The 23,335-nt window shown below is 69.3% G+C and carries 22 protein-coding genes; 4 read left to right on the forward strand and 18 right to left on the reverse strand.

Features of this window, described 5'->3' with window-relative positions; genetic code table 11:
• Positions 1–9: 9 nt before the first annotated feature.
• The 10 genes from AB6732_RS09085 to AB6732_RS09130 all read right to left on the reverse strand — a co-directional run bounded on the left by AB6732_RS09085 (position 10) and on the right by AB6732_RS09130 (position 11,457).
• On the reverse strand, positions 10–2,847 hold the full coding sequence (locus AB6732_RS09085) for a DNA translocase FtsK 4TM domain-containing protein (RefSeq protein WP_370959675.1): 2,838 nt from the start codon (positions 2,845–2,847) through the stop codon (positions 10–12).
• Between the two features lie 82 nt (positions 2,848–2,929).
• Positions 2,930–4,621, reverse strand: coding sequence for a ribonuclease J (locus tag AB6732_RS09090; protein ID WP_370959676.1), 1,692 nt, complete (start codon positions 4,619–4,621; stop codon positions 2,930–2,932).
• 44 nt (positions 4,622–4,665) lie between these two features.
• Positions 4,666–5,574 (reverse strand): 4-hydroxy-tetrahydrodipicolinate synthase, encoded by a 909-nt coding sequence (dapA, locus tag AB6732_RS09095; protein WP_066215317.1) that lies wholly within the window; start codon positions 5,572–5,574, stop codon positions 4,666–4,668.
• A gap of 101 nt (positions 5,575–5,675) precedes the next feature.
• The gene (locus AB6732_RS09100) at positions 5,676–6,137 is read right to left on the reverse strand and encodes a hypothetical protein (RefSeq protein WP_370959677.1); all 462 of its coding nucleotides are present in this window, start codon (positions 6,135–6,137) and stop codon (positions 5,676–5,678) included.
• Positions 6,138–6,890: a 4-hydroxy-tetrahydrodipicolinate reductase gene (dapB, locus tag AB6732_RS09105; protein WP_370959678.1), complete on the reverse strand. Its 753-nt coding sequence runs from the start codon at positions 6,888–6,890 to the stop codon at positions 6,138–6,140.
• Between the two features lie 65 nt (positions 6,891–6,955).
• Entirely contained in the window at positions 6,956–7,324 is a 369-nt protein-coding gene (locus AB6732_RS09110; protein WP_370960106.1) for a molybdenum cofactor biosynthesis protein MoaE, read from the reverse strand.
• Positions 7,325–7,502: 178 nt separating this feature from the next.
• Positions 7,503–7,997: a molybdenum cofactor biosynthesis protein B gene (locus tag AB6732_RS09115; RefSeq protein WP_066215309.1), complete on the reverse strand. Its 495-nt coding sequence runs from the start codon at positions 7,995–7,997 to the stop codon at positions 7,503–7,505.
• A complete protein-coding gene (gene moaC, locus AB6732_RS09120; protein WP_370959679.1) occupies positions 7,994–8,485 on the reverse strand; it encodes a cyclic pyranopterin monophosphate synthase MoaC in 492 nt (163 codons plus the stop codon). The genes AB6732_RS09115 and moaC overlap by 4 nt, the downstream gene beginning before the upstream one ends.
• A complete protein-coding gene (gene glp / locus AB6732_RS09125) occupies positions 8,482–9,717 on the reverse strand; it encodes a gephyrin-like molybdotransferase Glp (protein ID WP_370959680.1) in 1,236 nt (411 codons plus the stop codon). The genes moaC and glp overlap by 4 nt, the downstream gene beginning before the upstream one ends.
• Positions 9,718–9,834: 117 nt before the next feature.
• Complete coding sequence (locus AB6732_RS09130; RefSeq protein WP_370959681.1) at positions 9,835–11,457, reverse strand: molybdopterin-dependent oxidoreductase; 1,623 nt, start codon at positions 11,455–11,457, stop codon at positions 9,835–9,837.
• A 147-nt stretch (positions 11,458–11,604) separates the two neighbouring features.
• Here AB6732_RS09130 and moaA point away from each other — a divergent pair, with 147 nt between their 5' ends.
• Positions 11,605–12,681, forward strand: coding sequence for a GTP 3',8-cyclase MoaA (gene moaA / locus AB6732_RS09135; protein ID WP_370960107.1), 1,077 nt, complete (start codon positions 11,605–11,607; stop codon positions 12,679–12,681).
• A gap of 32 nt (positions 12,682–12,713) precedes the next feature.
• On the forward strand, positions 12,714–13,025 hold the full coding sequence (locus tag AB6732_RS09140; RefSeq protein WP_370959682.1) for a MoaD/ThiS family protein: 312 nt from the start codon (positions 12,714–12,716) through the stop codon (positions 13,023–13,025).
• Positions 13,026–13,180: 155 nt separating this feature from the next.
• Here the strand turns inward: AB6732_RS09140 and AB6732_RS09145 are convergent, their stop codons facing one another.
• From AB6732_RS09145 to rpsO, 3 genes are all read right to left on the reverse strand, one after another.
• Positions 13,181–14,521 (reverse strand): M16 family metallopeptidase, encoded by a 1,341-nt coding sequence (locus tag AB6732_RS09145; RefSeq protein WP_370959683.1) that lies wholly within the window; start codon positions 14,519–14,521, stop codon positions 13,181–13,183.
• Between the two features lie 3 nt (positions 14,522–14,524).
• Positions 14,525–16,744, reverse strand: coding sequence for a polyribonucleotide nucleotidyltransferase (locus AB6732_RS09150; protein ID WP_370959684.1), 2,220 nt, complete (start codon positions 16,742–16,744; stop codon positions 14,525–14,527).
• Positions 16,745–16,995: 251 nt separating this feature from the next.
• On the reverse strand, positions 16,996–17,265 hold the full coding sequence (gene rpsO, locus AB6732_RS09155; RefSeq protein WP_066215295.1) for a 30S ribosomal protein S15: 270 nt from the start codon (positions 17,263–17,265) through the stop codon (positions 16,996–16,998).
• 218 nt (positions 17,266–17,483) lie between these two features.
• On the opposite strand from rpsO, the gene AB6732_RS09160 reads away from it, so the two are divergent.
• Positions 17,484–18,854, forward strand: coding sequence for a DUF2252 domain-containing protein (locus AB6732_RS09160; RefSeq protein WP_370959685.1), 1,371 nt, complete (start codon positions 17,484–17,486; stop codon positions 18,852–18,854).
• Positions 18,855–18,910: 56 nt separating this feature from the next.
• Here AB6732_RS09160 and AB6732_RS09165 read toward each other — a convergent pair whose 3' ends face one another.
• The 4 genes from AB6732_RS09165 to truB form a co-directional block, all read right to left on the reverse strand.
• On the reverse strand, positions 18,911–19,891 hold the full coding sequence (locus AB6732_RS09165; protein ID WP_370959686.1) for a bifunctional riboflavin kinase/FAD synthetase: 981 nt from the start codon (positions 19,889–19,891) through the stop codon (positions 18,911–18,913).
• Positions 19,892–19,976: 85 nt separating this feature from the next.
• Complete coding sequence (locus AB6732_RS09170; RefSeq protein WP_370959687.1) at positions 19,977–20,429, reverse strand: hypothetical protein; 453 nt, start codon at positions 20,427–20,429, stop codon at positions 19,977–19,979.
• Positions 20,430–20,444: 15 nt separating this feature from the next.
• Positions 20,445–20,798 (reverse strand): hypothetical protein, encoded by a 354-nt coding sequence (locus AB6732_RS09175; protein ID WP_370959688.1) that lies wholly within the window; start codon positions 20,796–20,798, stop codon positions 20,445–20,447.
• The gene (gene truB, locus AB6732_RS09180; protein ID WP_370959689.1) at positions 20,798–21,730 is read right to left on the reverse strand and encodes a tRNA pseudouridine(55) synthase TruB; all 933 of its coding nucleotides are present in this window, start codon (positions 21,728–21,730) and stop codon (positions 20,798–20,800) included. Before truB ends, AB6732_RS09175 begins: the two co-directional genes overlap by 1 nt.
• 236 nt (positions 21,731–21,966) lie before the next feature.
• Between truB and AB6732_RS09185 the strand changes: the two genes are divergently transcribed.
• Positions 21,967–22,734 carry a hypothetical protein gene (locus AB6732_RS09185; protein WP_370959690.1) on the forward strand — a complete coding sequence of 256 codons (768 nt, stop codon included), beginning with the start codon at positions 21,967–21,969 and terminating at the stop codon, positions 22,732–22,734.
• A 152-nt stretch (positions 22,735–22,886) separates the two neighbouring features.
• Here the strand turns inward: AB6732_RS09185 and rbfA are convergent, their stop codons facing one another.
• Positions 22,887–23,321: a 30S ribosome-binding factor RbfA gene (rbfA, locus tag AB6732_RS09190; RefSeq protein ID WP_370959691.1), complete on the reverse strand. Its 435-nt coding sequence runs from the start codon at positions 23,319–23,321 to the stop codon at positions 22,887–22,889.
• Positions 23,322–23,335 lie beyond the last annotated feature (14 nt).

The following is a 23,335-nucleotide window of genomic DNA, read 5'->3' on the forward strand; positions in this document are numbered from 1 at the left end:
GTTCTCAGGCTACCGTCCGGTCAGCTGCCACGCGTCTTCACCCTCGTCATCATCGTCGTCGCCGTAGTCACTCGCCTGGTTGCGGGCGTCGAGGTCCTGCTGGACCAGGTCGACGCCGTAGTCACCCATCTGGTGATTCGCGTTGGCGTTGTCGGCGAGGGCCGCGGTCGTGCTGTCCGGCTCAGCCGTGACGTCATCACCGCGGATCGTGGCGAGGACGGCGCCCAGGTCGTCCGGCTTGACCAGCACGTCGCGGGCCTTCGACCCCTCGGACGGCCCGACGACGCCACGCGACTCCATGAGGTCCATCAGACGGCCGGCCTTGGCGAAGCCCACGCGGAGCTTGCGCTGCAGCATGGAGGTGGAGCCGAACTGCGTGGTGACCACGAGTTCAGTGGCCTGCAGCAGCAGGTCCAGATCGTCCCCGATGTCGTCGTCGATCTGCTTCTTGGGCGCCTCGGCCGCCACATCGTCACGGTAGGTGACCTGAAGCTGGCCCTTGACGTGCTCGACGACCTTGTGGATCTCGGACTCGCCCACCCACGCACCCTGGACACGCATCGGCTTCGACGCGCCCATCGGCAGGAACAGCGCGTCACCCTGGCCGATGAGCTTCTCGGCTCCCGGCTGGTCGAGGACCACGCGGGAGTCGGTGACGGAGGACGTCGCGAACGCCATGCGCGACGGGACGTTGGCCTTGATCAGACCGGTGACCACGTCCACGGAGGGGCGCTGGGTCGCGAGCACGAGGTGGATGCCGGCTGCACGGGCCAGCTGGGTGATGCGGACGATCGAGTCCTCGACGTCGCGCGGCGCGACCATCATGAGGTCGGCGAGCTCGTCCACGATCACCAGGAGGTACGGGTACGGCTTGATGATGCGCTTCGAATCCGGCGGCGGGACCACCTTGCCGGCGCGCACGGCCTTGTTGAAGTCGTCGATGTGCTTGTATCCGTAATTGGCGAGGTCGTCGTACCGCGCGTCCATCTCCCGCACCACCCACTGAAGGGCCTCGGCGGCCTTCTTCGGGTTGGTGATGATCGGGGTGATGAGGTGCGGCACGCCTTCGTAGGCGGTGAGTTCCACGCGCTTCGGGTCGACCATGACCATGCGCACCTCGTCCGGCGTCGCGCGCATGAGGATGGACGTGATCATGGAGTTCACGAAGGACGACTTACCGGCGCCCGTGGCGCCGGCCACCAGCATGTGCGGCATCTTCGCCAGGTTGGCGACCACGAAGCCGCCCTCGACGTCCTTGCCGACGCCCATCACCATGGGGTGGTCGGTGCGGCGGGCGTTCTGGCTGCGCAGGACATCGCCCAGGGACACGGTCTCGCGGTCCGTGTTCGGGATCTCGATGCCGATGGCGCTCTTGCCCGGGATGGGGCTCAGAATGCGGACGTCCGAGCTCGCCACGGCGTAGGAGATGTTCTTGGACAGCGCGGTGACCCGCTCCACCTTGGTGCCGGGAGCCAGCTCGATCTCGTAACGCGTCACGGTCGGGCCACGGCTGAAGCCGGTCACGGCGGCGTCCACATTGAACTGCTGCAGGGTGTCCGTCAAGGCGGCGACGACGGCGTCGTTGGCCTCCGTGCGCTCCTTCGGCACGCTGCCGGCCACCAGGGCGTCGGCGTTGGGCAGCGTGTACGTCACGTCCCCGGCGAGCGAGAGCTGCTCGGTCCGCTGAGGGATCGGCGCCGGAATGGGCGGCTTCTGCGGCTCGACGTTGAACACCGTGGTGGCCGCGACCGCGGGAAGGGCCTGAGTCGCGGTGTCGTCCTGGTTCGTGGGTTCGGGCTGCGCCTGGCGTTCCTTGATCTTCTCCCGGGCGAGTTCGGACTGGGTGGGCCGGCGGACGCCTGCGGGGACGGCCGGTGCGGCAGGGGCTGCGACGCCGGTAGCCGGAGCCGGAGCGGCCGCAGGGCCCGCCGCGTCGTCGTCGATCACGGCGTGTTCGAAGGCCTCATCGCCCACGTACCGGTCCACGGCACGGTCCTCCGCGCCCTTGTCCTTGCCGAAGAGCTTGCGCTTCCGGGTCGGCTTCGCGGGCCGGTCGTGTTCGTAGAGGTAACTGCGGTCATGTCCGTCGGCGGTGAGGGGGTCCTGAAGGTCCATGCCCATGAGGTGTTCGTAGGCCTCGCGGATCCTGCGGGGAATGGCCGTGAACGGGGTGGCGGTCACGATCAGGACCGAGGTGAAGGCCAGGAACGAGTACAGCGCGATCGGCAGGGCTGCGTGGACGGCCGCCAGCGGGGATCCCACGAGGAAACCGACCATCCCGCCGGCGCGGCGCACGCCGTCGAAACCGTCGAAGGGGCTCGGCTGGCCGCCGATCACGTGGGCGAGGCCGGAACCGGCGATGGTCATGATGATGAAGCCGATGCCGATGCGGTTGTTCCCGCGAGTGTCCTCCGGGTGGCGGAAGAGCCGGACCCCGCAGACGGCCAGCATGAGCGGCAGCAGATAGGTCATCCACCCGAAGGTGCCGTTGACCACGGAGGCCACCACGGTGGGCAGCCAGCCGCTCAGTCCCCACCAGGCGAACGTGGCGATGAAGACCGCGAGGAGCAGGTTGAAGAAGGCGGCGCCGTCACGGCGGGCCTCCGGATCCAGGCCGCTGACGTCGCGCCCGATCCGGCGCACCCCCGCGCCGACGGCGTGCGCCACGCCCAGGTAGGCGCCCGCCAGGGCGCGGACGATCCACGGCTGTTCGGCGGCTCCGGCATTCTGGTGCCGGGCGGCCGCAGCCTTGGAAGCAGTGCCCCGGCCTGAACCGCCACGCGTGGTGGAAGTGCCGGTTTTGCTTTTCGTGGTGCCTTTAGGCGCGGAAGGGGTGCGGGTCGCCATAGTCCCACCCTAGCCCAGAAGCGCCGTAGAACCCCGGATTTCCGGGGTTCTACGGCGCTTCTGGAGTCGGGGCCGGGAGGAATCAGGCCTCCAGGACCACCGGGATGATCATCGGCTTGCGGCGCAGACGGCGATTCACCCAGGTGCCGATCACGCGGCGCACCACCTGCTGGAGCTGGTGGGTGGTGTGATCCTTGCGCTCCGCCACGGCCTCTTCGAGGGCCGCGTTGATCTTGGGGATGATCTCGTCGAAGACGGCGTCCTCCTCCGCGACACCGCGGGCGTGGATCTCCGGTCCGGAGACCACCTTGCCGGTGCTGCGGTTGATGACGGTGACGATCGAGATGAAGCCCTCATCACCCAGGATGCGGCGGTCCTTCAGATCGGCGTCCGTGATCTCACCGACACTGGAGCCGTCCACGTAGACGAAGCCCACCTCGACCTGGCCGACGATGTTCGCCAGACCGTCATGCAGATCGACCACGGTGCCGTTGTCCGCCAGCACCACGTTGTCGCCCGGGACACCGGACTCCTCGGCGATCTTGCCGTTGGCGATCAGGTGCCGCGTCTCGCCGTGCACGGGCATGGCGTTGAGCGGTTCCAGGATGTTGTAGCAGTACAGGAGCTCACCGGCCGCGGCGTGGCCGGAGACGTGGACCTTGGCGTTGCCCTTGTGGATCACGTCGGCGCCGAGCTTGAGCAGGCCGTTGATGATGCGGAACACGGCGTTCTCGTTGCCCGGGATCAGGCTGGAGGCGAGGATCACGGTGTCGCCCGTGCCCACCTGCACACGGTGGTCGCCATTGGCCATGCGGGACAGCGCGGCCATCGGCTCACCCTGAGAACCGGTGGACATGAGGACGACCTTCTCATCGGGAAGCTTGTCCACGTTCTTCAGGTCCACCAGGATGCCGTCCGGCACCTCGAGGTAGCCGAGCTTCGCAGCGATCTGCATGTTGCGGACCATGGAGCGGCCCACGAAGGCCACCTTGCGGCCGTGCTTCGCGGCGGCGTCGAGCACCTGCTGCACGCGGTGCACGTGCGAGGAGAAGGAGGCGACGATGATGCGCTTCTTGGCCTGTCCGAAGAGACGGTCCAGGGTCGGGCCGATCTCCTTCTCCGCGGTGGTGAACCCGGGGACGTCGGCGTTGGTCGAGTCCGACATGAAGAGATCCACGCCCTCCTCACCCAGGCGGGCGAAGTGGCGGAGGTCGGTGATGCGACCGTCCAGGGGAAGCTGGTCCATCTTGAAGTCACCGGTGTGCAGCACGGTGCCGCCCGCGGTGCGGATGAAGACGGCCAGGGCGTCCGGGATCGAGTGGTTGACGGCCACGAACTCACAGTTGAAGGGTCCGAACTGCTCGACCTGCCCCTCCTCCACCACCATGGTCTTCGGGCGGATGCGGTGCTCCACGAGCTTCGCCTCCACGAGGGCCAGCGTCAGCTGGGAGCCCACCAGAGGGATGTCGCGGCGCAGGCGCAGGAGGTACGGCACGGCGCCGATGTGGTCCTCGTGGCCGTGCGTCAGAACGACGGCCACGATGTCATCGACACGGTCCTCGATGTAGGAGAAGTCCGGCAGGATGAGATCCACGCCGGGCTGAGTCTCCTCGGGGAAGAGCACGCCGCAGTCCACGATGAGGAGCTTGCCGGCGATCTCGAAGACCGCCATGTTGCGCCCCACCTCCCCCAGGCCACCCAGGGGAACGATACGGAGCGTGTCCTTCGCCAGCTTGGGAGGCGTGGTGAGGTGGGAAAACGCGAGTTGGGTCATATCTGGCTACTTTCCGGCGGCAGCCGCAGGGGTTCCCGGGCGTTCTAGCCCAGGACCCATGCGGCCTCCGCCAAATCTTCACGGATGATGGCTTGCTCGGCGTCGCTCAGCTCCACGAGGGGCAGGCGAACACGCGAGTTGGGCAGGACGTTCTGCCACTGAAGAATCTGCTTGGCCGCCACGGCGCCCTGGGCGCGGGTCATGGTGGCACGGACCACGGGTTCGAGGTCGAAGTTGAGGGTGCGGGCGGTGGCCAGGTCCCCGGCGTTCACGGCGTCCACGAGAGCGCGGAACTTGGCCGTGGCGACATGGGTGGTCACGCCCACCAGGCCGACGGCCCCGAGGGCCATCCATTCCAGGGTGAGGCCGTCATCGCCCGAGTAGAACACCAGATCGGTCTCCCGCAGGACACGGGTGGCCTTGGCGAAGTCCGCCTTGGCGTCCTTGACGGCGACGATGTTGGGGTGCTCCGCCAGGCGGATCATGGTCTCCGGCGCGATCTCGATCGAGGAACGGCCCGGAATGTCGTACAGCATGACGGGCAGGCCCGTGGAGTCCGCGACGGCTTCGAAGTGCGCCTGCACTCCGGCCTGGCTCGGCTTGTTGTAGTACGGCGTCACGATCAGCAGGCCGTCGACGCCCACTTCTTCGGCACGACGGGAGAGCTGGATCGAGTGAGCGGTGTCATTGGTGCCCGTGCCCGCGATGATCACGGCACGGTCGCCGACGGCTTCCTTGACGGCGCGGAACATGCCCACGTTCTCGTCATCGGTCAGCGTGGAGGTCTCCCCCGTGGTGCCGGTGACGACGAGACCGTCGCAGCCGTTGTCCACGAGGTGCTCGGCGAGCTCCGCCGCTTTCCGGTAATCGACCACTCCATCATCGGTGAACGGTGTGACCATTGCGGTCAGAAGAGTTCCGAGGTTGGGGGTGCGCGTACCAGAAACAGCCATGCATGAAGGTTATCGTGAATCCGTCAAACCTCTGCAACACGGTCCCGTATGGCGGGAATCCAGCGGCGTCCGGCACGGTGCGGACCGCCCCGGCGGCGCTGCTAGCCGCGGTGGAAGAGGCCCACCGCGTCACGCATGGCGGCGCGGGCACGACGGCGGTCCCCTGCGGCGTCGTACGCGCAGCTCAGCCGGAACCAGACGCGCCAGTCCTCCGGCGCCGCCTCGGCCTCCCGCTGATACTTCACGAACTCCGCGTCGGCCGCCTCACGGACGATCCGGCCGGCCGGGGTGCGCGGCAGATTGTCCGGCGGCAGGCCGCCCTCCTCCTCCAGGATGCGCGCCATGCGCTCGGTGCGTGCCCCGAACATCAGCTCCCGGATCAGCGCCCAGGCGCCCACCACCGGCAGCACGAGGTATGCCAGGCCCATCGCCTTCGCCACTGGCTGCGGATCCATCAGCAGCAGCACGGCCCGGTTGAACGTCACCACCAGGTAGAAGACCAGCAGCAGGGTGATGGCGCCCACCCAGATCTTGGTCTTGTAGGCGGCCCAGAACTCTTTCATCTACAGCCCCAGATCCAGGTAGCCGTCGAGCCCGTGGGTCAGGCCCGCGTGCCCGGCCACCTCGCGCAGGCCCAGCAGGACGCCCGGCATGAACGACGCGCGGTCGTAGGAATCGTGCCGGATGGTCAGCTGCTCGCCCGGACTGCCCAGCAGGACCTCCTGGTGCGCCACCAGGCCGCGGAGCCGGACGCTGTGGACGTGAACACCGTCGACGACGGCGCCCCGGGCCCCGAGCGGGTCGCTCTGCGTCGCGTCGGGGCTCGCCGGGACCCCTGCCGCCTCCCGCGCGGCGCCGATCAGCTCCGCGGTGCGCGCAGCGGTGCCGGACGGTGCGTCCACCTTGTCCGGGTGGTGCAGCTCGACGATCTCCACGGATTCGAAGTAACGGGAGGCCTTGGCCGCGAAAGCACTGGCCAGCACGGATCCCAGAGCGAAGTTCGGCGCGATCAGGACACCCACGCCGGGCTGCGTCGCGAGCAGTCCGCGGAGCGCATCGAGCCGTTCGGGCGTCCAGCCCGTGGTCCCGACCACGGCGTGCAGGCCGTGCTCGACCGCGAATCGGACATTGCGCTCCGTGGAGTCCGGGACGCTCAGGTCCACCACGTGGGTGGCGCCGGCGTCGAGGATGCCCTCGAGCGCGTCCTGGCGGCCCAGCGCGGCGACCAGCTCCAGGTCAGGAGCCGCCTCCACGGCCTTCACGGCCTCGCTGCCCATGCGCCCGCCCGCGCCGATCACTGCCACTCTGATGCTCATGGAGCAAGCGTATCCGGGCGCCGGGCAGGCACTGAAAACGGGGACGGCACCTCAGACGCGGAACCTCAGACGCCCACCCATTCGACGGTCCCGTCCGAGAAGAACTGTTCCTTCCAGATCGGCACCTCCGCCTTGACGCGCTCGACGATGTCGGAGCACAGCGCGAACGCCTCCCGACGGTGCGGTGTGGCGACCGCGCACACGAGCGCCGCATCGCCGATCGAGAGCGCCCCCACGCGGTGCGACACCCAGAGCGTCGCCTCGCCGTGGGAATCCCCCAGCTCGGCGACGATCCGGTCGAGGGCCTCCTGCGCGCTGGGATGCGCCGAATAGTTCAGACGGTCCACGGAGCGGCCGCCGTCATGGTCCCTGACCACCCCGCAGAAGGTCACGACGGCGCCGGCCCGGTCGTGCGACACGGCGTCGAGGGCCATGTCGGCGGAGATCGGCGCGGAGCTCAGTTCCGCGAACAGGACGCGGGCGTGCGGTGCCGGCTCTGCAATCTCAGTGGGCTGCGTGTTGTCAGTGGGCTGCGTGTTGTCAGTGGGCTGTGCGTTGTCAGTGGGCTGTGCGTTGTCAGTGGGCTGTGCGTTGTCAGTGGGCTGTGCGTTGTCAGTGGTCATGGTGTTCTCCCTGGGCCTGGGCGCAGATGTGGCTGATGAGGGGGTCGAGGACGCCGAGGCCGTCCATGACGCCCTTCGGGGAACCCGGCAGGTTGACCACCAGGCAGTCACCGGCCAGGCCGGCATACCCCCGGCTCAGGGCGGCGAACGGGGTCTTGGCGAGGCCGACCGCGCGGATGGCCTCCATGAGCCCGGGCACCTGACGGTCCAGAAGCGGAAGGGTCTCCTCCGGGGTGAGGTCATCGGGGGTCAGGCCGGTGCCCCCGGTGGTGATCACGACGGCGGAGCCCACCTGCACGAGCGCGCGGAGAGCGGCGCCCACGGCGGCGCCGTCGGGCACCACGAGCGGCTCCCCGACCTCGAAGCCGTGTTCCCGCAGCCAGTCCACCAGCACCGGGCCGGTCAGGTCTTCGGCGAGTCCTGCCGCGGCACTCGTGGACGCCACCACCACTCCGGCGCGGTTCTTCCTCAGTCCGTGGCTCATCGCGTCCAGTCCCCGCTCTTGCCGCCGCTCTTCGCGAGCACTTGGATGTCGGTGATGACCGCGTGCTTGTCCACGGCCTTGATCATGTCGTAGACGCCGAGAGCTGCGACGCTCGCCGCGGTGAGGGCCTCCATCTCCACCCCGGTCACGCCGCGCGTCTTGACCAGCGCCTCGATGCGGACGGAATCTTCCAGGAGCTCGAAGTCCACGGTGACTTTGGAGATCGGCAGCGGATGACACAGCGGCACGAGCTCCGGCGTCTTTTTCGCGGCCATGATGCCGGCGACGCGGGCGACGGCGAGCGCGTCGCCCTTGGGGAGACCGCCTTCCCCGAGGAGTCTCAGGACCTCGGGCGTGGTCCGGAGCACCGCCTGGGCCGTGGCCACGCGCGTGGTCTCCTCCTTGGCCGAGACATCGACCATGTGGGCACTGCCGTCGGCCCGGACATGGGTCAGCTGAGGGCCGTCTCCGGCCTGGGGTTGCGTCATACGATCCATACTTCCACTTCGGCGCCGTCGTCGGCGCGGTCGAGGCCCACGGGGAGGTGGACCAGGCAATCGGCCTGCGCCAGGGCGTGCAGGAGGTGCGATCCGGCGCCGCCTTCGAGACGGACCTTTCCGTCCTGCAGGGCGCCCCGCCGCACCTGGTGTTTGGCCGCCGGGCTGTCCGCGGCGCCGTCCAGCGCGGCCCGGACCCGGGGCCTCGGACCCACCAGGAGGGGGCGGAGGAACATCTCGAACGAGACGAGGGAACTCACGGGGTTGCCCGGGAATCCGAGGAACGGCACGGATCCGCTCGCGACGGCCACGGCGCCCAGGGCCTGGGGACCGCCCGGCTGCAGAGCGACCGAAACGAACTCCACCCCGCCCGCCAGCCCCTGTTTGACGACTTCGAAGGCACCCTGGCTGATGCCGCCCGTGCTCACGACCAGGTCCACCCCGTCGATCCGGGACAGCGCGGCCCGCAAGCCTTCAGGACTGTCCTCCTGCGCCTGGACGGTCAGCACTGTCGCGCCGGCGTCGTCGAGCGCGGCCGCGAGCATGGGACCGTTCGAATCGTAGATCCGCCCGGGAGGCAGGGGCTCCCCCGGCTGCACCAGCTCATCGCCGGTGCTGAGCACCGCGACGCGCAGTGCGTCACGCACTGGAACGTCCACCAGGCCGAGGGCGGCGAGCAGCGCGATCTGAGCCGGTCCCAGGCGCACCCCCGGCTCCAGCACGGTGGTCCCCCGCGTGACATCGCTCCCCTGGGCGCGGACGAACTGCCCCGCCGGCGCCTCCGGCAGGGTCACCTCCTCGCCGGTCGCCACGAAGCGCGGCGGATCGGCGGCTTCCACGGGCACGACGGCGTCCGCCCAGGCCGGCAGCATGGCGCCGGTCATGATCGGGGCGGCGGCGCGCGGGCCGGGTTCCGGTGCGAGCGCCGCCTCGGCGTGGCCCGCCGCGATCGTCGCCACGGCCGTCACCCGCCCCGGAAGATCGGCGGACCGGACGGCATACCCGTCCATCTGGGAGTTGTCGAAGGGCGGAAGGTCCAGCGGCGCGATCACCGGCCGGGCCAGCACCCGTCCACGGGCCTCCACGAGCGGCACGGTGGCGGCGTCACGGTCCAGGCGTTCCAGCGCGGGACGCAGTAGGTCCCGGACGGCGGCCGCATGGGCGTCGACGCTCCGGCGGGCCGGACGGACCCGCGGCGAAGCAGGCTCGGAATGCGAAGTCATGGCCCCATTGTGGCAGGCCGCAGCGGGTCCCGGACCACGGCCGAGGATCCGGCTCGGACGACACGGCGCCGATGGTCCGGCATCACCGCACGGTGACCGCGCCACGACCGCACAGGATCATCCGACCCGGAAGGTGACCGTGTGCAGACCACTCGAACCGTTCGGCGCCGGGGGCGCCAGGTCCGTCGACTGGGGCTGGCCGTCCCGGCCCGTCATGCGGACCGTGAGCCGGTGCTCGCCCGCGGCGGGGGTTCCTCCACTCAGCCCGGCGAGGGGCAGCGACCACTGCCGCCAGGAGTCCGTGCCGCCGTCTCCGCCGAGGCGCGCGGGCTGCCACGCGCCGTCGTCGAGCCGCACGTCCACCGACGCGACGCCGGTGCCCTGTGCCCAGGCCACGCCGCCGATGACGCCGTCCCGAGCGACAGTCGCTCCCTGGCGGGGCGTGTCGATCCGGCTGGACCGTTTGATGGGGCCGTGATCGGACCAGCCTCGGGATGTCCAGTACGCCATGTCCTGGGCGAACGTCGTGACCTTGAGCTCGGTGACCCACTTGGTCGCGGAGACGTAGCCGTACAGGCCGGGCACCACGAGGCGGACCGGGAAACCGTGTTCGGGAGGCAGCGGCTGGCCGTTCATGCCGATCGCGAGGAGGGCGCCCCGGCCATCGCTCAGCGCCTCGAGCGGCGTGCTGGCGGTGAAGCCGTCCACACTCGTGGAGAGCACCATGTCGGCGCCGGGCCGTACTCCTGCCTGCGCGAGCAGTTCCCGCACGGGCCAGCCGAGCCAGCGGGCGTTCCCCACGAGGTCGCCGCCGACCTCGTTGGACACGCACGCGAGGGTGACGTCGAGTTCACGGAGGGGCTTGGCGAGCAGCTCGTCGAAGCTGAGCGTGACCTCCCGGTCGACCAGCCCGGTGACTTTGAGGGTCCAGGTGGCGGGGTCCACGAAGGGCACCACCAGGGCGGTGTCGATCCGGTAGAACTCGCCGTTCGGGGTGGCCCACGGCGAGATGCCCGGCACGGGGAGATCCGCCGGAGCGGGCGGCGCGGCCTTCGCGGGGGCGGGGAGTTTCAGGGCCGCACGCGCTGTCTGGTAACCGTTCCGGGCGCCGCGCGCCACGGCCGTGCCCGCCGCGAGGACGGCGACCCCCACGGCGCTCGCGGCGACCGCGCCGAGGAACCGGCGGCGGGTGCTCATGGAGTCCTCCACGGAGCCGCTCGCCGGCTGCGTCCGGGCGCCGCTCCGGGCCCAGTCGCCGAGCCGGGTGATCAGGAATGACAGCACGACGCCGGCCGCCACCCCGGACAGCAGGCCCAGCACCGCCGGCACGGCGCCGCCGTCGGGCCTCACAGCGCCGGCCCAGGCCGCGACGATCCCGACCGCGGCCACGATGAGAACTCCGACGCGGCGTCGACGGAGTTCCAGGATCCCGGCCAGCGCCGCCAGCAGCCCGGCGATCACGCGCATGACGATGCCGAACACCGTCTTGTCCGAGGTCCCGAAGCTGGCGATCGCCCATTCCTTGACGGGCGCGGGGACCGCGTCGATCACCATCCCGCCCACGGCGTTCAAGGGTGTCAGCGAGGGGCTCAGCCAGGTGCTGAGGAACTCCCCCGCGAGCACGCCGGTTCCGACGGCGAGCAGACCGCACACGGCGGCCAGAGTCGTCACCCGCCAGAGCGGAGCCCGGCCGGAGCGTGAAGCCGCCGGGGATTCCGGGGAGGGCGAGGCACCGTTCATTTCTCCAGGGTAGGCCGGTGGCACCGATCAAGAGCCGGGGATCGGCAGTTATGACAAGACTGAAACATCCCGGTGCCGTCCGGCTGGCGTAGGGTGAAAGACATGGAGAACACCGCACACGATGCGGGCGTGCGCGTAGCCCTCGGCATGCCCGGGCTTCCCCCTGCCGTGCGGGACGGCGACCTGTCGCCGATGCCTGACCACAACGGTCTTCTGGACCGTTTCGGGCGCCTTGCGACCGACCTCCGGGTCTCGCTGATCGACAAGTGCAATCTGCGCTGCACGTACTGCATGCCCGCCAACGGACTCGACTGGATGGCGAAGGACCGCCTCATGACCCAGGACGAGATCCGCCGTCTGGTGCGCCTGGCCGTGCACCGCCTCGGCGTGCGCGAACTGCGCCTGACCGGCGGTGAGCCGCTGGTCCGCGCCGACCTGGTGGAGATCATCGCGGGGCTGCGTTCCGATCATCCCGAGCTGCCCATCTCGATGACCACGAACGCCGTCGGCCTTGAATCACGGGCCCAGGCGCTCCGGGATGCGGGTCTGAGCAGGATCAACGTCTCGCTTGACTCCATCCACCCCGAAACCTTCGCCACGCTGACCCGGCGCAACTTCCTGGACCAGGTGCTGCGCGGCGTCGAGGCGGCCGCCCAGGCGGGGCTGACGCCTCTCAAGCTCAACGCGGTTCTCATGCGCGGCCTCAACGACCACCAGGCGCCGGATCTGCTGGCGTGGGCGCTGGAACACGGCTACGAGCTGCGGTTCATCGAGCAGATGCCGCTGGACGCGGACCACATCTGGCAGCGCGAACAGCTCATCACCGCCGCTCAGACTCGGGAGATCATCGAGGAGCGGTTCGACCTCGGTCCGGATCCCCGGCAGCGCGACGGCGCCCCGGCGGAACGGTTCACGGTGTTCTCCCGGGAGACCGGTCAGGCGCTCGGCACGGTGGGCATCATCGCGTCCGTGACGGAGCCGTTCTGCTCCGACTGCCGGCGCACCCGCCTCACCGCCGAGGGCAAGGTCATGAGCTGCCTGTTCTCCCGCGAGGAGTTCGACCTCCTCGGGCCGCTCCGCTCCGGCGCGGACGACGCCGAACTCGTGCGCCGCTGGCAGGAGGCCATGTGGGTCAAGCCGAAGGCCCACGGCATGGGCCATGTGGGCCTGGACGCCCCCGATTTCGTGCAGCCGGACCGCTCCATGAGCGCCATCGGCGGCTGAGTCACGCAGAGTCACGCAGGAGAACAGAACAGATGATCACGGTACGGTACTTCGCCGCGGCCAAGGCCGCCGCCGGGCTGGACGAGGAGCGCATCGACCCCGCGGCATTCACCCACCCGGACGACGACGGCGCGGCCACCCCCATGGCCCCGTTCACCCTTGGCGCGCTCCTGGAGACCTTGCTGCGGCTCGAGCGCCCCGGCACCCCCTCGGGCGCCCCGGAACTCTCCCGGGTCCTGTCCCGGAGCTCGTTCCTCGTGAACGGCGTGGCCGCCAAGGACCACACCAAGCCCCTCTCCCCCGGGGACATGGTGGACGTCCTCCCACCCTTCGCCGGTGGCTGACCACGCGACGAGCCGCAGACGTCCGCAGAAAGCCCAGCGCGGAGCAAGGATCTGCGGCAGCCTGCGTAAAAGGGCCCCACGGCCCTGGCCACGGCATGTGGTGACCACGCCGCCGTGGGAATAGCAGGCAGAGCAGATCGTTGCTCCGCGCTTCGTTAAAGCCCGAACGTCTCCGACTCGTCGAATGGTCCGACGACGGTGATGGTGCGGGGACGCCCGGCCATGTCCCGCGCTAGCTCCAGAACCTCGTCCGCAGTCACCGCGTCGATCCGCGCGAGCGTGTCGTCGATGCTCTGGAACTCGCCGGACACCAGTTCCGCACGGCCCAGGCGTGACATCCGGGAGCCGGTGTCCTCCAGGGCCAGCACGATCCCGCCGGAGAGCTGGCCCTTGGCCTTGCTCAGTTCCGACTCGGTGATGCCGTGCTCGGCGAGCTTCTCCAGTTCGGCCTGGAGCAGGGTGATGACCTGCCCCACCTTGGCCGGACTGCAGCCCGCATACAGGCCGAAGTAGCCCGTGTCCGCGTAGCTCGACGAGAAGGAGTACGTGGAGTACACCAGGCCCTTCTTCTCGCGGATCTCCTGGAACAGGCGGGAGGACATGCCTCCGCCGAGCACGGAGTTCAGCACGCTCATGACGTAACGACGCGAGTCGCCGGCCACCAGGCCCGGGCAGCCCAGGATGATGTTGGCCTGCTCCACCTGACGCTTCACCACGGCGAGGCCCGGCTGCCCGGAGATCTCGGCCGCCACGGAGGACCGGCGCGGCTTCGGCGCGGTGCCCTGCGTCATCGGCCAGCCGGCGGACCGGAGAGCCTCCTCCACGAGCGAGCACACGACGTCGTGATCCAGACCGCCGGCGGCAGTGACCACGAGTTCCTGGGGGCGGTAGTGCTCCCGGTAGTGCTCCCAGACCGAGTCCCGCGCCACGGCACGGATGGCTTCGGGGGTGCCGCCGATCGGGCGGCCCAGCGGATGCTCACCGAGGACGGCGGACACGAAGTGCTCGTGCGCCACATCGGTGGGATCGTCCGCGTCCATGGCGATCTCTTCGAGGATGACCTCGCGCTCCTGCTCGAGCTCCTCGGGGTCGAGGACGGCGCCCGTGATCATGTCCGCGATGACGTCGATCGCCATGGGCAGATCACGGTCCAGCACGCGGGCGTAGTAGCAGGTGCTCTCCTTCGCGGTGGCCGCGTTGGATTCGCCGCCCACCTCGTCGAAGGCGGAGGCGATCTCCAGGGCGGTCCGGCGTCGGGTGCCCTTGAAGAGCAGGTGCTCGAGGAAGTGGGTGGAGCCGTGCTGGCCGCCCACCTCGTCGCGAGAGCCCACGCCGACCCAGAAACCGATGGTGGCGGAGCGCTGCCCCGGCATGGATTCGGTGACGACCCGAACGCCGCCCGGGAGGATGGTCCGGCGGACTTCTGCCCCATCATGAGCGTGGAGCAGGACCGGACGGCCCTGCTCCACGCTCAGAGGCAGCTCAGTGGCTGCCATGTACTACTCGCCAGCCGGGGCTTCGGCCTCGTCCTCAACCACCGGGGAGAGGGAGAGCTTGCCACGGTCGTCGATCTTGGTGATCTCCACCTGGACCTTCTGGCCCACGGAGACGACGTCCTCGACGTTGTCCACGCGCTTGCCACCGGCCAGCTTGCGCAGCTCGGTGACGTGCAGGAGGCCGTCCTTGCCCGGGGTGAGGGAGACGAACGCGCCGAACGTGGTGGTCTTGACCACGGTGCCCAGGTAACGCTCACCGACCTCGGGGATCTGCGGGTTCGCGATGGCGTTGATCGCGGACCGGGCGGCGTCGGCGGACGGGCCGTTGGTGGCGCCGATGTAGACGGTGCCGTCGTCCTCGATGGAGATGTCCGCGCCGGTGTCCTCCTGGATCTGGTTGATCATCTTGCCCTTGGGGCCGATGACCTCGCCGATCTTGTCCACGGGGATCTTCACGGCGATGACGCGCGGAGCGAACTCGGAGAGCTCGTCAGGGGTGTCGATCGCGGCGTTGAGCACGTCGAGGATGTGGAGGCGGGCCTCGCGGGCCTGCTTCAGAGCGGCGGCCAGCACGGAGGCGGGGATGCCGTCCAGCTTGGTGTCGAGCTGGATGGCCGTGACGAACTCACGGGTGCCGGCGACCTTGAAGTCCATGTCGCCGAAGGCGTCCTCGGCGCCGAGGATGTCGGTCAGGGCCGCGTAGCGGGTCTGACCGTCGACCTCGTCGGACACCAGGCCCATGGCGATGCCGGCGACGGGGGCCTTCAGCGGCACACCGGCGTTCAGCAGGGACAGGGTGGAGGCGCAGACGGAACCCATCGACGTCGAGCCGTTGGAGCTGAGAGCCTCAGACACCTGACGGATCGCGTAGGGGAACTCCTCGCGGCTCGGCAGCACCGGCACCAGGGCGCGCTCGGCGAGAGCGCCGTGACCGATTTCGCGGCGCTTCGGGGAACCGACGCGGCCGGTCTCACCGGTGGAGTACGGCGGGAAGTTGTAGTTGTGCATGTAGCGCTTGGTCTTCTCCGGCGACAGGGAGTCGATCTGCTGCTCCATCTTGAGCATGTTCAGCGTGGTGACACCCATGATCTGGGTCTCGCCGCGCTCGAAGATGGCGGAACCGTGCACGCGGGGCAGAACCTCGACCTCGGCGGTGAGCTGACGGATGTCCGTCAGGCCACGGCCGTCGATGCGGACCTGGTCCTTGAGGATGCGCTGGCGCACGACCTGCTTGGTGACGGAGCGGAAGGCAGCGGACAGCTCCTTCTCGCGGCCTTCGAACTGCTCGGAGAGGGAAGCGACCACTTCGTCCTTGAGGGCGTCGGTGGCGGCGTCGCGCTCCTGCTTGTCCGCGATCTGGAAGACCTCGGCCAGGCGGGTCGCAGCGGCGGCCTCGACGGCGGCGAACACGTCGTCCTGGTAGTCGAGGAAGACGGGGAACTCGACCGTGGGCTTGGCGGCGCGCGCGGCCAGGTCGGCCTGTGCCTCGCAGAGGGCCTTGATGAACGGCTTGGCGGCCTCGAGGCCCTCGGCCACGACATCTTCGGTCGGGGCGGTGGCGCCCTGTTCCTTGATGAGGTTCCAGGAGTTGTCGGTGGCCTCGGCCTCGACCATCATGATCGCGACGTCGTCACCGGCGATGCGGCCGGCCACGACCATGTCGAACACGGCGTTCTCGAGCTGGGAGTGCTTCGGGAAGGCGACCCACTGGCTGCCCTGCTCATCGGCGATCAGCGCGACGCGGACGCCGCCGATCGGGCCGGAGAACGGCAGACCGGAGAGCTGAGTGGACATGGAGGACGCGTTGATGGCGACCACGTCGTAGAGCTCGTCCGGGTTGATCGCGAGGACGGTCACCACGATCTGAACCTCGTTGCGCAGGCCCTTCACGAAGGCCGGGCGCAGCGGGCGGTCCATCAGACGGCAGGCCAGGATGGCTTCCGTGGAGGGACGGCCTTCGCGGCGGAAGAAGCTGCCGGGGATGCGGCCGGCGGCGTACATGCGCTCTTCCACATCGACGGTGAGCGGGAAGAAGTCGAAGCCCTCACGCGGGTGCTTGCCCGCGGTGGTGGCGGAGAGCAGGGCGGTGTCATCGTCGATGTACACCATGGCCGCACCTGCGGCCTGCTTGGCCAGACGGCCGGTTTCAAAGCGGATCACGCGCTGGCCGAATCGGCCGTTGTCGATGATCGCTTCGGAGAACTGGATCTCGGGACCCTCCAAGGGTCACCTCCGTTTCATGTGTGAAAACCGTCCGCTCCAGCCCAGGGGCGGCGTCGCCGTCCTGTACGTCACCCGGTCTTCGATCGAGACTCTCGGGCCCAGGGCTTCAGGCCCGTCCCGCGAGTCACTACCGAGGACCGCGAATGCGCGGATCCGGAAGGTCTTCTGCTGATGTGCTTTTCTGTCGAACTCAGTTTTCGCCAGTGCCGCAGGAAGCGGCCCACTCGAGGAGCGGGCCGCTTCCGGACCAACTAGCGGCGCAGGCCGAGGCGCTCGATGAGCGAACGGTAGCGGTTGATGTCGGTGTCGTGCAGGTAACGCAGCATGCGCTTGCGGCGACCGACCAGAGCCATGAGGCCACGGCGGGTGTGGTGGTCGTGCTTGTGGAACTTCAGGTGCTCCGTCAGGTCAGAGATGCGCTTGGACAGCACAGCGATCTGAACCTCGGGGGAACCGGTGTCACCCTCGTGGGTGGCGAATTCCTGGATGATCTGCGTCTTTACGGCGGCGTCAAGTGCCACAGTGAACTCCTATGAGTTGTGCCGTGCGGCCCGGACAGAAACTCACTGCCGGGTAGCCACCTGCCGCCGAGGCGGGCAGGCAACAGATTCGGCAACCACGGACTGCAGCCGAATCCACCTGTCATTCTATCGTCATCCGCCGCACCTTGTCGAAAGGCGGGGCGGAAGCGACGGCGGCGCTGCTTGTCCGGAGCGACGGCGGCCACCAGACTGTCCTCATGGAGCCTGCACGCGCCACCCTCACGGAACAGCTCACCGCCGGCCGGGCCGCCCGGTCGTCCCATCCCCGCCGGGAACTGGCGCGGCTCACCACGGACGGGCGGGAGCCTCTCGACATCCTCGACCGGCAGAACGCGACGCGCGTCCCCTCCCTCGCGCCCCTGCGCGAGGAGAGGATGGCGGCGTCTCCGTTCGCCTTCTACCGCGGAGCCGCCGCCGTGATGGCCGCGGACCTCGCCCGCGACCGGCACAGCGGCATCCTGGTGGCCTCCTGCGGGGATGCGCACCTCGCCAACTTCGGGTTCTATGCCTCCCCGGAACGGAGCCTGGTGTTCGATCTCAACGACTTCGACGAAGCCGCCTGGGCGCCGTGGGAGTGGGACCTCAAGCGCCTCGTCACGAGCCTTGTCATCGCCGGGCGGGACAGCGGACGCAGCGCCGAGGTCATCGAGAACGCCGTGCTGGCCGCCGTCGACGGCTACCGTCTGGGACTGGACGCCGCGCTCCGGCTGAGCCCCGTGGAACGGTACTACGCGAACGTCGACGCCGAAGAGACGCTGAGCAGGCTGTCCGGACCGTCGCGGAAGGCACTCCAGGACGCGATCACGAAGGCGCGGAAGCGGACCACCGGACAGGCCGCCCGCAAGCTGACCCGGAAAGGCGAGGACGGCCGCATCCGGTTCCTCGACGACCCGCCCGTCATGGAGCACGTGGATCCGTCCCTGACCCGCGACCTCAACGCGCTCTTCAAGGCCTATCAGCGCAACGCCGCGATCGACATCGCCTTCCTGGTCCAGCACTACTCCCTCGCGGACTTCGCCCGCCGGGTGGTGGGCGTGGGGAGCGTCGGAACCCAGTGCTTCGTGCTGGCGCTGCAGGACTCCGCAGACGATGTGCTCATCCTTCAGGCGAAGGAGGCTCGCCGGAGCGTGCTGGCCGAATACGGCGGGATCACGCAGCCGCGCCCCCTGCTGGACGGAGTGGCCGAACGCGGCGAAGGCGCCCGCGTGGTGGGCCTCCAGAAGATCCTCCAGGCGTGTTCCGACCCGTTCCTGGGCCATCTGCAGGCTCCGGAAGGCGATTTCTACCTGCGGCAGTTCCGCGACATGAAGGGCGGGATCGACGCCTCGACCCTGGAGGACGGCCCGTTCCACGGATATGCCCAGGCCTGTGCGCTGCTGTTGTCCCGAGCCCACTCCCAGTCTCCGGCCGCCACCAGGATCGCCGGATACCTCGGCCGGGGCCGGAAAGTGGGATCGGCCCTGCTGGACTGGTCGCTCGCCTACGAAGAGGTCAACGCGGCGGACCACCGGGCATTCGCCGAGCGGCTCCGGGCCGGATCGTCCGAGGCCGGGGCCGCGGCCTCCTGAGATTCCGCCCCGGTCTCACCGTGCCGGGCGCAGCCCGGCGTGGGCAGCCCTGACGGTCAGGCCTGGGACGCGCCGACTCCGAGGATCTCGCGCGTCTGAGCCACGTCGAGGCACATCTGCTCCACGAGCGCCTCGGGACCCCGGTACGCGACCATCCCTCGCAGATGGGAGACGAACTCCACGACGACGCACTGACCGTACAAGTTGAAGCTCTCCACCGGCTCGTCCGGCCGGCCGATCACGTGGGCCTCGACCTGGCGCTGAACGCCCTCGAAGGTGGGGTTGGAGCCCACGGAGATGGCGGCGGGCCAACGGGTTCCGGCTTCGTCGACGAGCCACCCGGCGTAGATGCCGTCCGCGGGCACGAAGCCCGAGGATTCGTGAGCCAGGTTCGCCGTCGGGAATCCGAGTTCGCGGCCACGGGCGGCCCCGTGGACCACTTCTCCGCGCATGCGGTGCGGACGGCCCAGCACCTCGGCGGCCTGCTCGACGTTCCCCGAGGCGAGTGCCTCCCGCACCCAGGTGGACGAACAGCGGCGCGACAGGCCGCCGTCGTCGTCGCTGCCGTATTCGTCGATGACCTCCACCTGGAAGCCGAGTTCGGCGCCCAGCTCACGCATGGTGTCCACGTCGCCGCTGTTGCCCGCGCCGAAGCGGGTGTCGTGGCCGATCACAGCGCCGGCGGCCCGCAGGCCGTCCACCAGGACGTCCTGCACGAAGCCGCGCGCGCTCATGGCGGCCAGCTCCGGCGTGTAGTGCATGACGAGGACCGCGTCGACGCCTTCGGCGCCGAGCGCTTCGATCCGGTCCTGAAGGCCCATGATCAGTTCGGGCGCGTGCTCGGGGCGGTGAACCTGGGCGGGATGCGGATCGAACGTCACGACGACGGCGCGTGCGCCGCTCTCCCGGGCGGCCTCGACCAGGCGGCTGAGGACGCGGCGGTGGCCCCGGTGCACGCCGTCGAAGTTCCCGATCGTCACCACGGTGGGACCGTAAGCCTCCGGAACCTCCGCGAGGTCCCGCCAAATGTCAACCATGAGCCATCCCCTACAAGAGCGGTGTGCCGCGGCTAGCGGCCTGTCAAGAATACCGGGTGCGCGGGCTGCGGAAAGTGCCGGGCCGTCAGACCGCGGCCGGCCGGCGCTTGTACAGCCACCAGAGGCCGAGCAGCGGCAGCAGCAGCGGCACGAAACCGTAGCCCTTGCCGAATCCGGACCAGACCGTGTCCGCCGGGAACGCCTGGGCGTCGAAGACGCTCAGCGCGCCGACCACCAGGACGCCGAGGAGCTCCAGGCTCACGGCCACCACGGAGACCCGGAAGGACGCCGTGCCGCGGCGCGCGAGCGACACCGTCGCGACGATGTACACCACGGCGGCCAGCGCCGAGAGGAGGTAGGCCAGCGGAGCGGTGTGGAACTTGGTGGCGATCTGATACGCGGCGCGCGCGGTGGCCGCCAGGGCGAAGACGCCGTAGACGGCGATCAGCAGGCGGCCTGGACCGGTGTTCCGGGTGTTGCCCTGCTCCGGGCTCGTCTGCTCCGGGCTCGTCTGTTCCTTGTTGCTGGGGGTGGTCATCACCGAGTTCTTCCTTTAGTACCAGATCTGGTTCATGCGTGCGGCCATCACGAGCGCCGTCACGCCCACCACCGCCATGACGAAATTGCTCCACCGGGTCCGTTCCACCACGGACCAGTAGACGGCGCCCAACGGCAGGACCAGGGCCGTGATCATGTAGCCCCAGAACTCCCAGGCCTCGCCGCGGATCCGCTCCCCCAGGCTCACGCGGATGATGGAGCCCACCAGGTAGGCGAGCAGGGCGACCCACACGGCCCCCACGGAGAGGATGGTGACGTCGTTGGGTTTCTTGCCCAGGGCGCCGGCGACGGCGCAGATCACCGTGGAGGCGACCCCCACGACGGCGATGATCCAGAAATAGACGTCCATCACCGCTCCCCCGCGGCAGACCCGCCAGACCCGGCGGGCGCCTCCGGGGCGTCCGGCGGGAAGACGAGCACGGGCTTGGCGTGTCGGCCGGAGTCGGCCAGGAGCGCCACGAGGGTCCCGTCCGGCGCGAAGGCGGCCACGGGATGCTCGGCGGTGCCCGGCTGCGCCTCGTCCCGGGGGATGCGGCGTCCGTGGGACAGGTCCCCGGCCTCCTCGGCGCTGAGTTCCCGGACCGGCATCAGATCGCGGGCGGCCTGGGCCAGGTCCAGGACCTGGAAGTCCTCCGCGAGCTGCTCCAGCGTCCGGGCGGAGCCGAGCGTGAAAGGCCCGACTTCGTGACGGCGGAGGACCGTGAGGTGGCCCCCGACGCCGAGCGCGGCGCCCAGGTCGCGGGCGAGGGCACGGATGTAGGTCCCCGAGGAGCACTCCACGTCCACGTCCACGTCGACGACGGCGCCGTCGTGGCGGATGTCCAGGACGTCGAAGCGGCGGATGGTCACGGGACGCGCTGCCAGCGCCACGTCCTCGCCGGCGCGCACGCGGGCGTAGGAGCGTTCGCCGTTGACCTTGATGGCGCTGACGCTGCTGGGCACCTGCTGGATGTCGCCGAGGAACTGCAGCACGGCGTCGCGGATCGACTGGTCGTCCACGGCAGAGGCGTCCTGCTCGGCGGTGATCTCACCCTCGGCGTCGTCGGTCACGGTGGCCTGGCCGAGGCGGATGGTAGCGGTGTAGCGCTTGCCGGTGCCCACGATGTAGGTCAGCAGGCGGGTGGCTTTGTTGACGCCGACCACCAGGACGCCGGTGGCCATGGGATCCAGGGTGCCGGCATGACCCACCTTGCGGGTTCCCGCCAGCCGACGCATACGGGCCACGACATCGTGGCTCGTCCAACCCTGTGGTTTGTCCACGATCACCAGTCCCGAAAGCACGCCTTCCAGTATAGGAGGTCGCGGGCGGCACTCGTCCCCCGGCGGCCTTCCAACCCACCACGGACCAGGCTGTCACCTGCGGTTGCACGGGCCGCCTCCGGCCCTCCACCCGCGCCGCTGAGCACCGCGTCATGGGGAGGGGTCCCCATCGCCTTCCAGGCCCGGACCATGCCACAATTGCTCCAATGATTGCACTAACAGGTGCCATCTGACGCAGTAGCAAGGATCAGGGAACCATGTCACTCTTCACCACTCGCACGCGCAGCGCGGGCGCCGTCGCAGCCTTGGCCGCACTGGCCCTCGGCCTGAGCGCCTGCTCCATCACCGTGGACACCAAGAAGGATCCGGCACCGACGGAGAGCTCCTCGAGCACCCCGTCGCAGACCCCGGAAGAGACTCCGTCCACCGAGTCGTCCCCCTCGGACACCCCGTCCGAGTCGCCGTCGGAGACCAGTGCCGCCCCCGCAGCCGACCCCAAGGGCGGCCCGTCGGTGGAGCAGATGACTCCCGCCGGCACCACCCTGAAGATCGGCCAGACCGGCAAGATCTTCGTCCAGACCGGCAAGCCCGGCAAGGACTACTACGACAAGCAGCTCTTCGACGTGAAGGTCACCAGCATCGAGAAGGGCTCCTTCGCGGACCTGTCCGGCCTCAAGAACTCGGACAAGTACAAGGGCTACGTGCCGTACTACATCCACAGCGAGGTCACCCTCAAGCAGACGCTGAACCCGATCAAGACCTCGGTCTCCTGGACGCACACGTCCTTCAAGGGCACCCTGGCCGGCGGCTCGCCGGCCGGCAGCCTGATCATCTTCGGCGGCTTCGACAAGTGCCCCTACCCCAAGCCCTTCCGGGCCATCGGCGACACCCAGGTGGACTGCCAGATCGCCCTCGCTCCGACGGGAACCGCGGTGACCGGGGTGTCCTACACGGGCAACTCCAGCAACTACCTCAGCTACGACCTGAACCCGTACCGCGACAAGCCGCTCGTCTGGTCCAAGTAAAGCCCTGGGCGCCCTCTCCTGAGGGCGCCCGACACCTGTCAGCACGACAGAGACCTGACGGTACGACTGAGGCCCACCGGGACATCCCGGTGGGCCTCAGTCGTACCCGGCGCCACGGCACGGATGCCGGGCTCATTCAGCAGGGCGAGGGATCAGTCTTCCTGGTCCTCTTCGTCCTTCTTGTACGGATCGGACTCGCCGGCGAAGACGGCCCCTTCGGCCAGAGCCGCCACTTCGGCGTCCCGCTCCTTGGCCTTGCGGATCAGTTCCTCAAGGTTCGAGGCGTTCTCCGGGATCTCGTCGGCGACGAACTCCAGGGTGGGTGTCAGGCGGATGGTCAGATTGCGTCCGACCTCCCGGCGCAGGATCCCCTTGTTCTGGGCCAGGACTTCTTCCGCTCCGGCCCGGGTGTCGGCGTCGCCGAGGACCGTGTAGTAGACGGTGGCGTGCTGGAGATCGTTCGTGACGCGGGCATCGGTCACGGTGATGTCGAGCGCGCGCTCGTCCTTGACGGCCTTCCTGAGAGCCTCAGCCACCAGGACCTTGATGCGCTGCGCCAGCCTTCCGGCGCGTGCTGGATCTGCCATGTTCTCCTCCTCAA

It is taken from the genome of Arthrobacter sp. RCC_34 (genome assembly GCF_041360795.1).
Classification (GTDB): Bacteria; Actinomycetota; Actinomycetes; order Actinomycetales; family Micrococcaceae; genus Arthrobacter_E.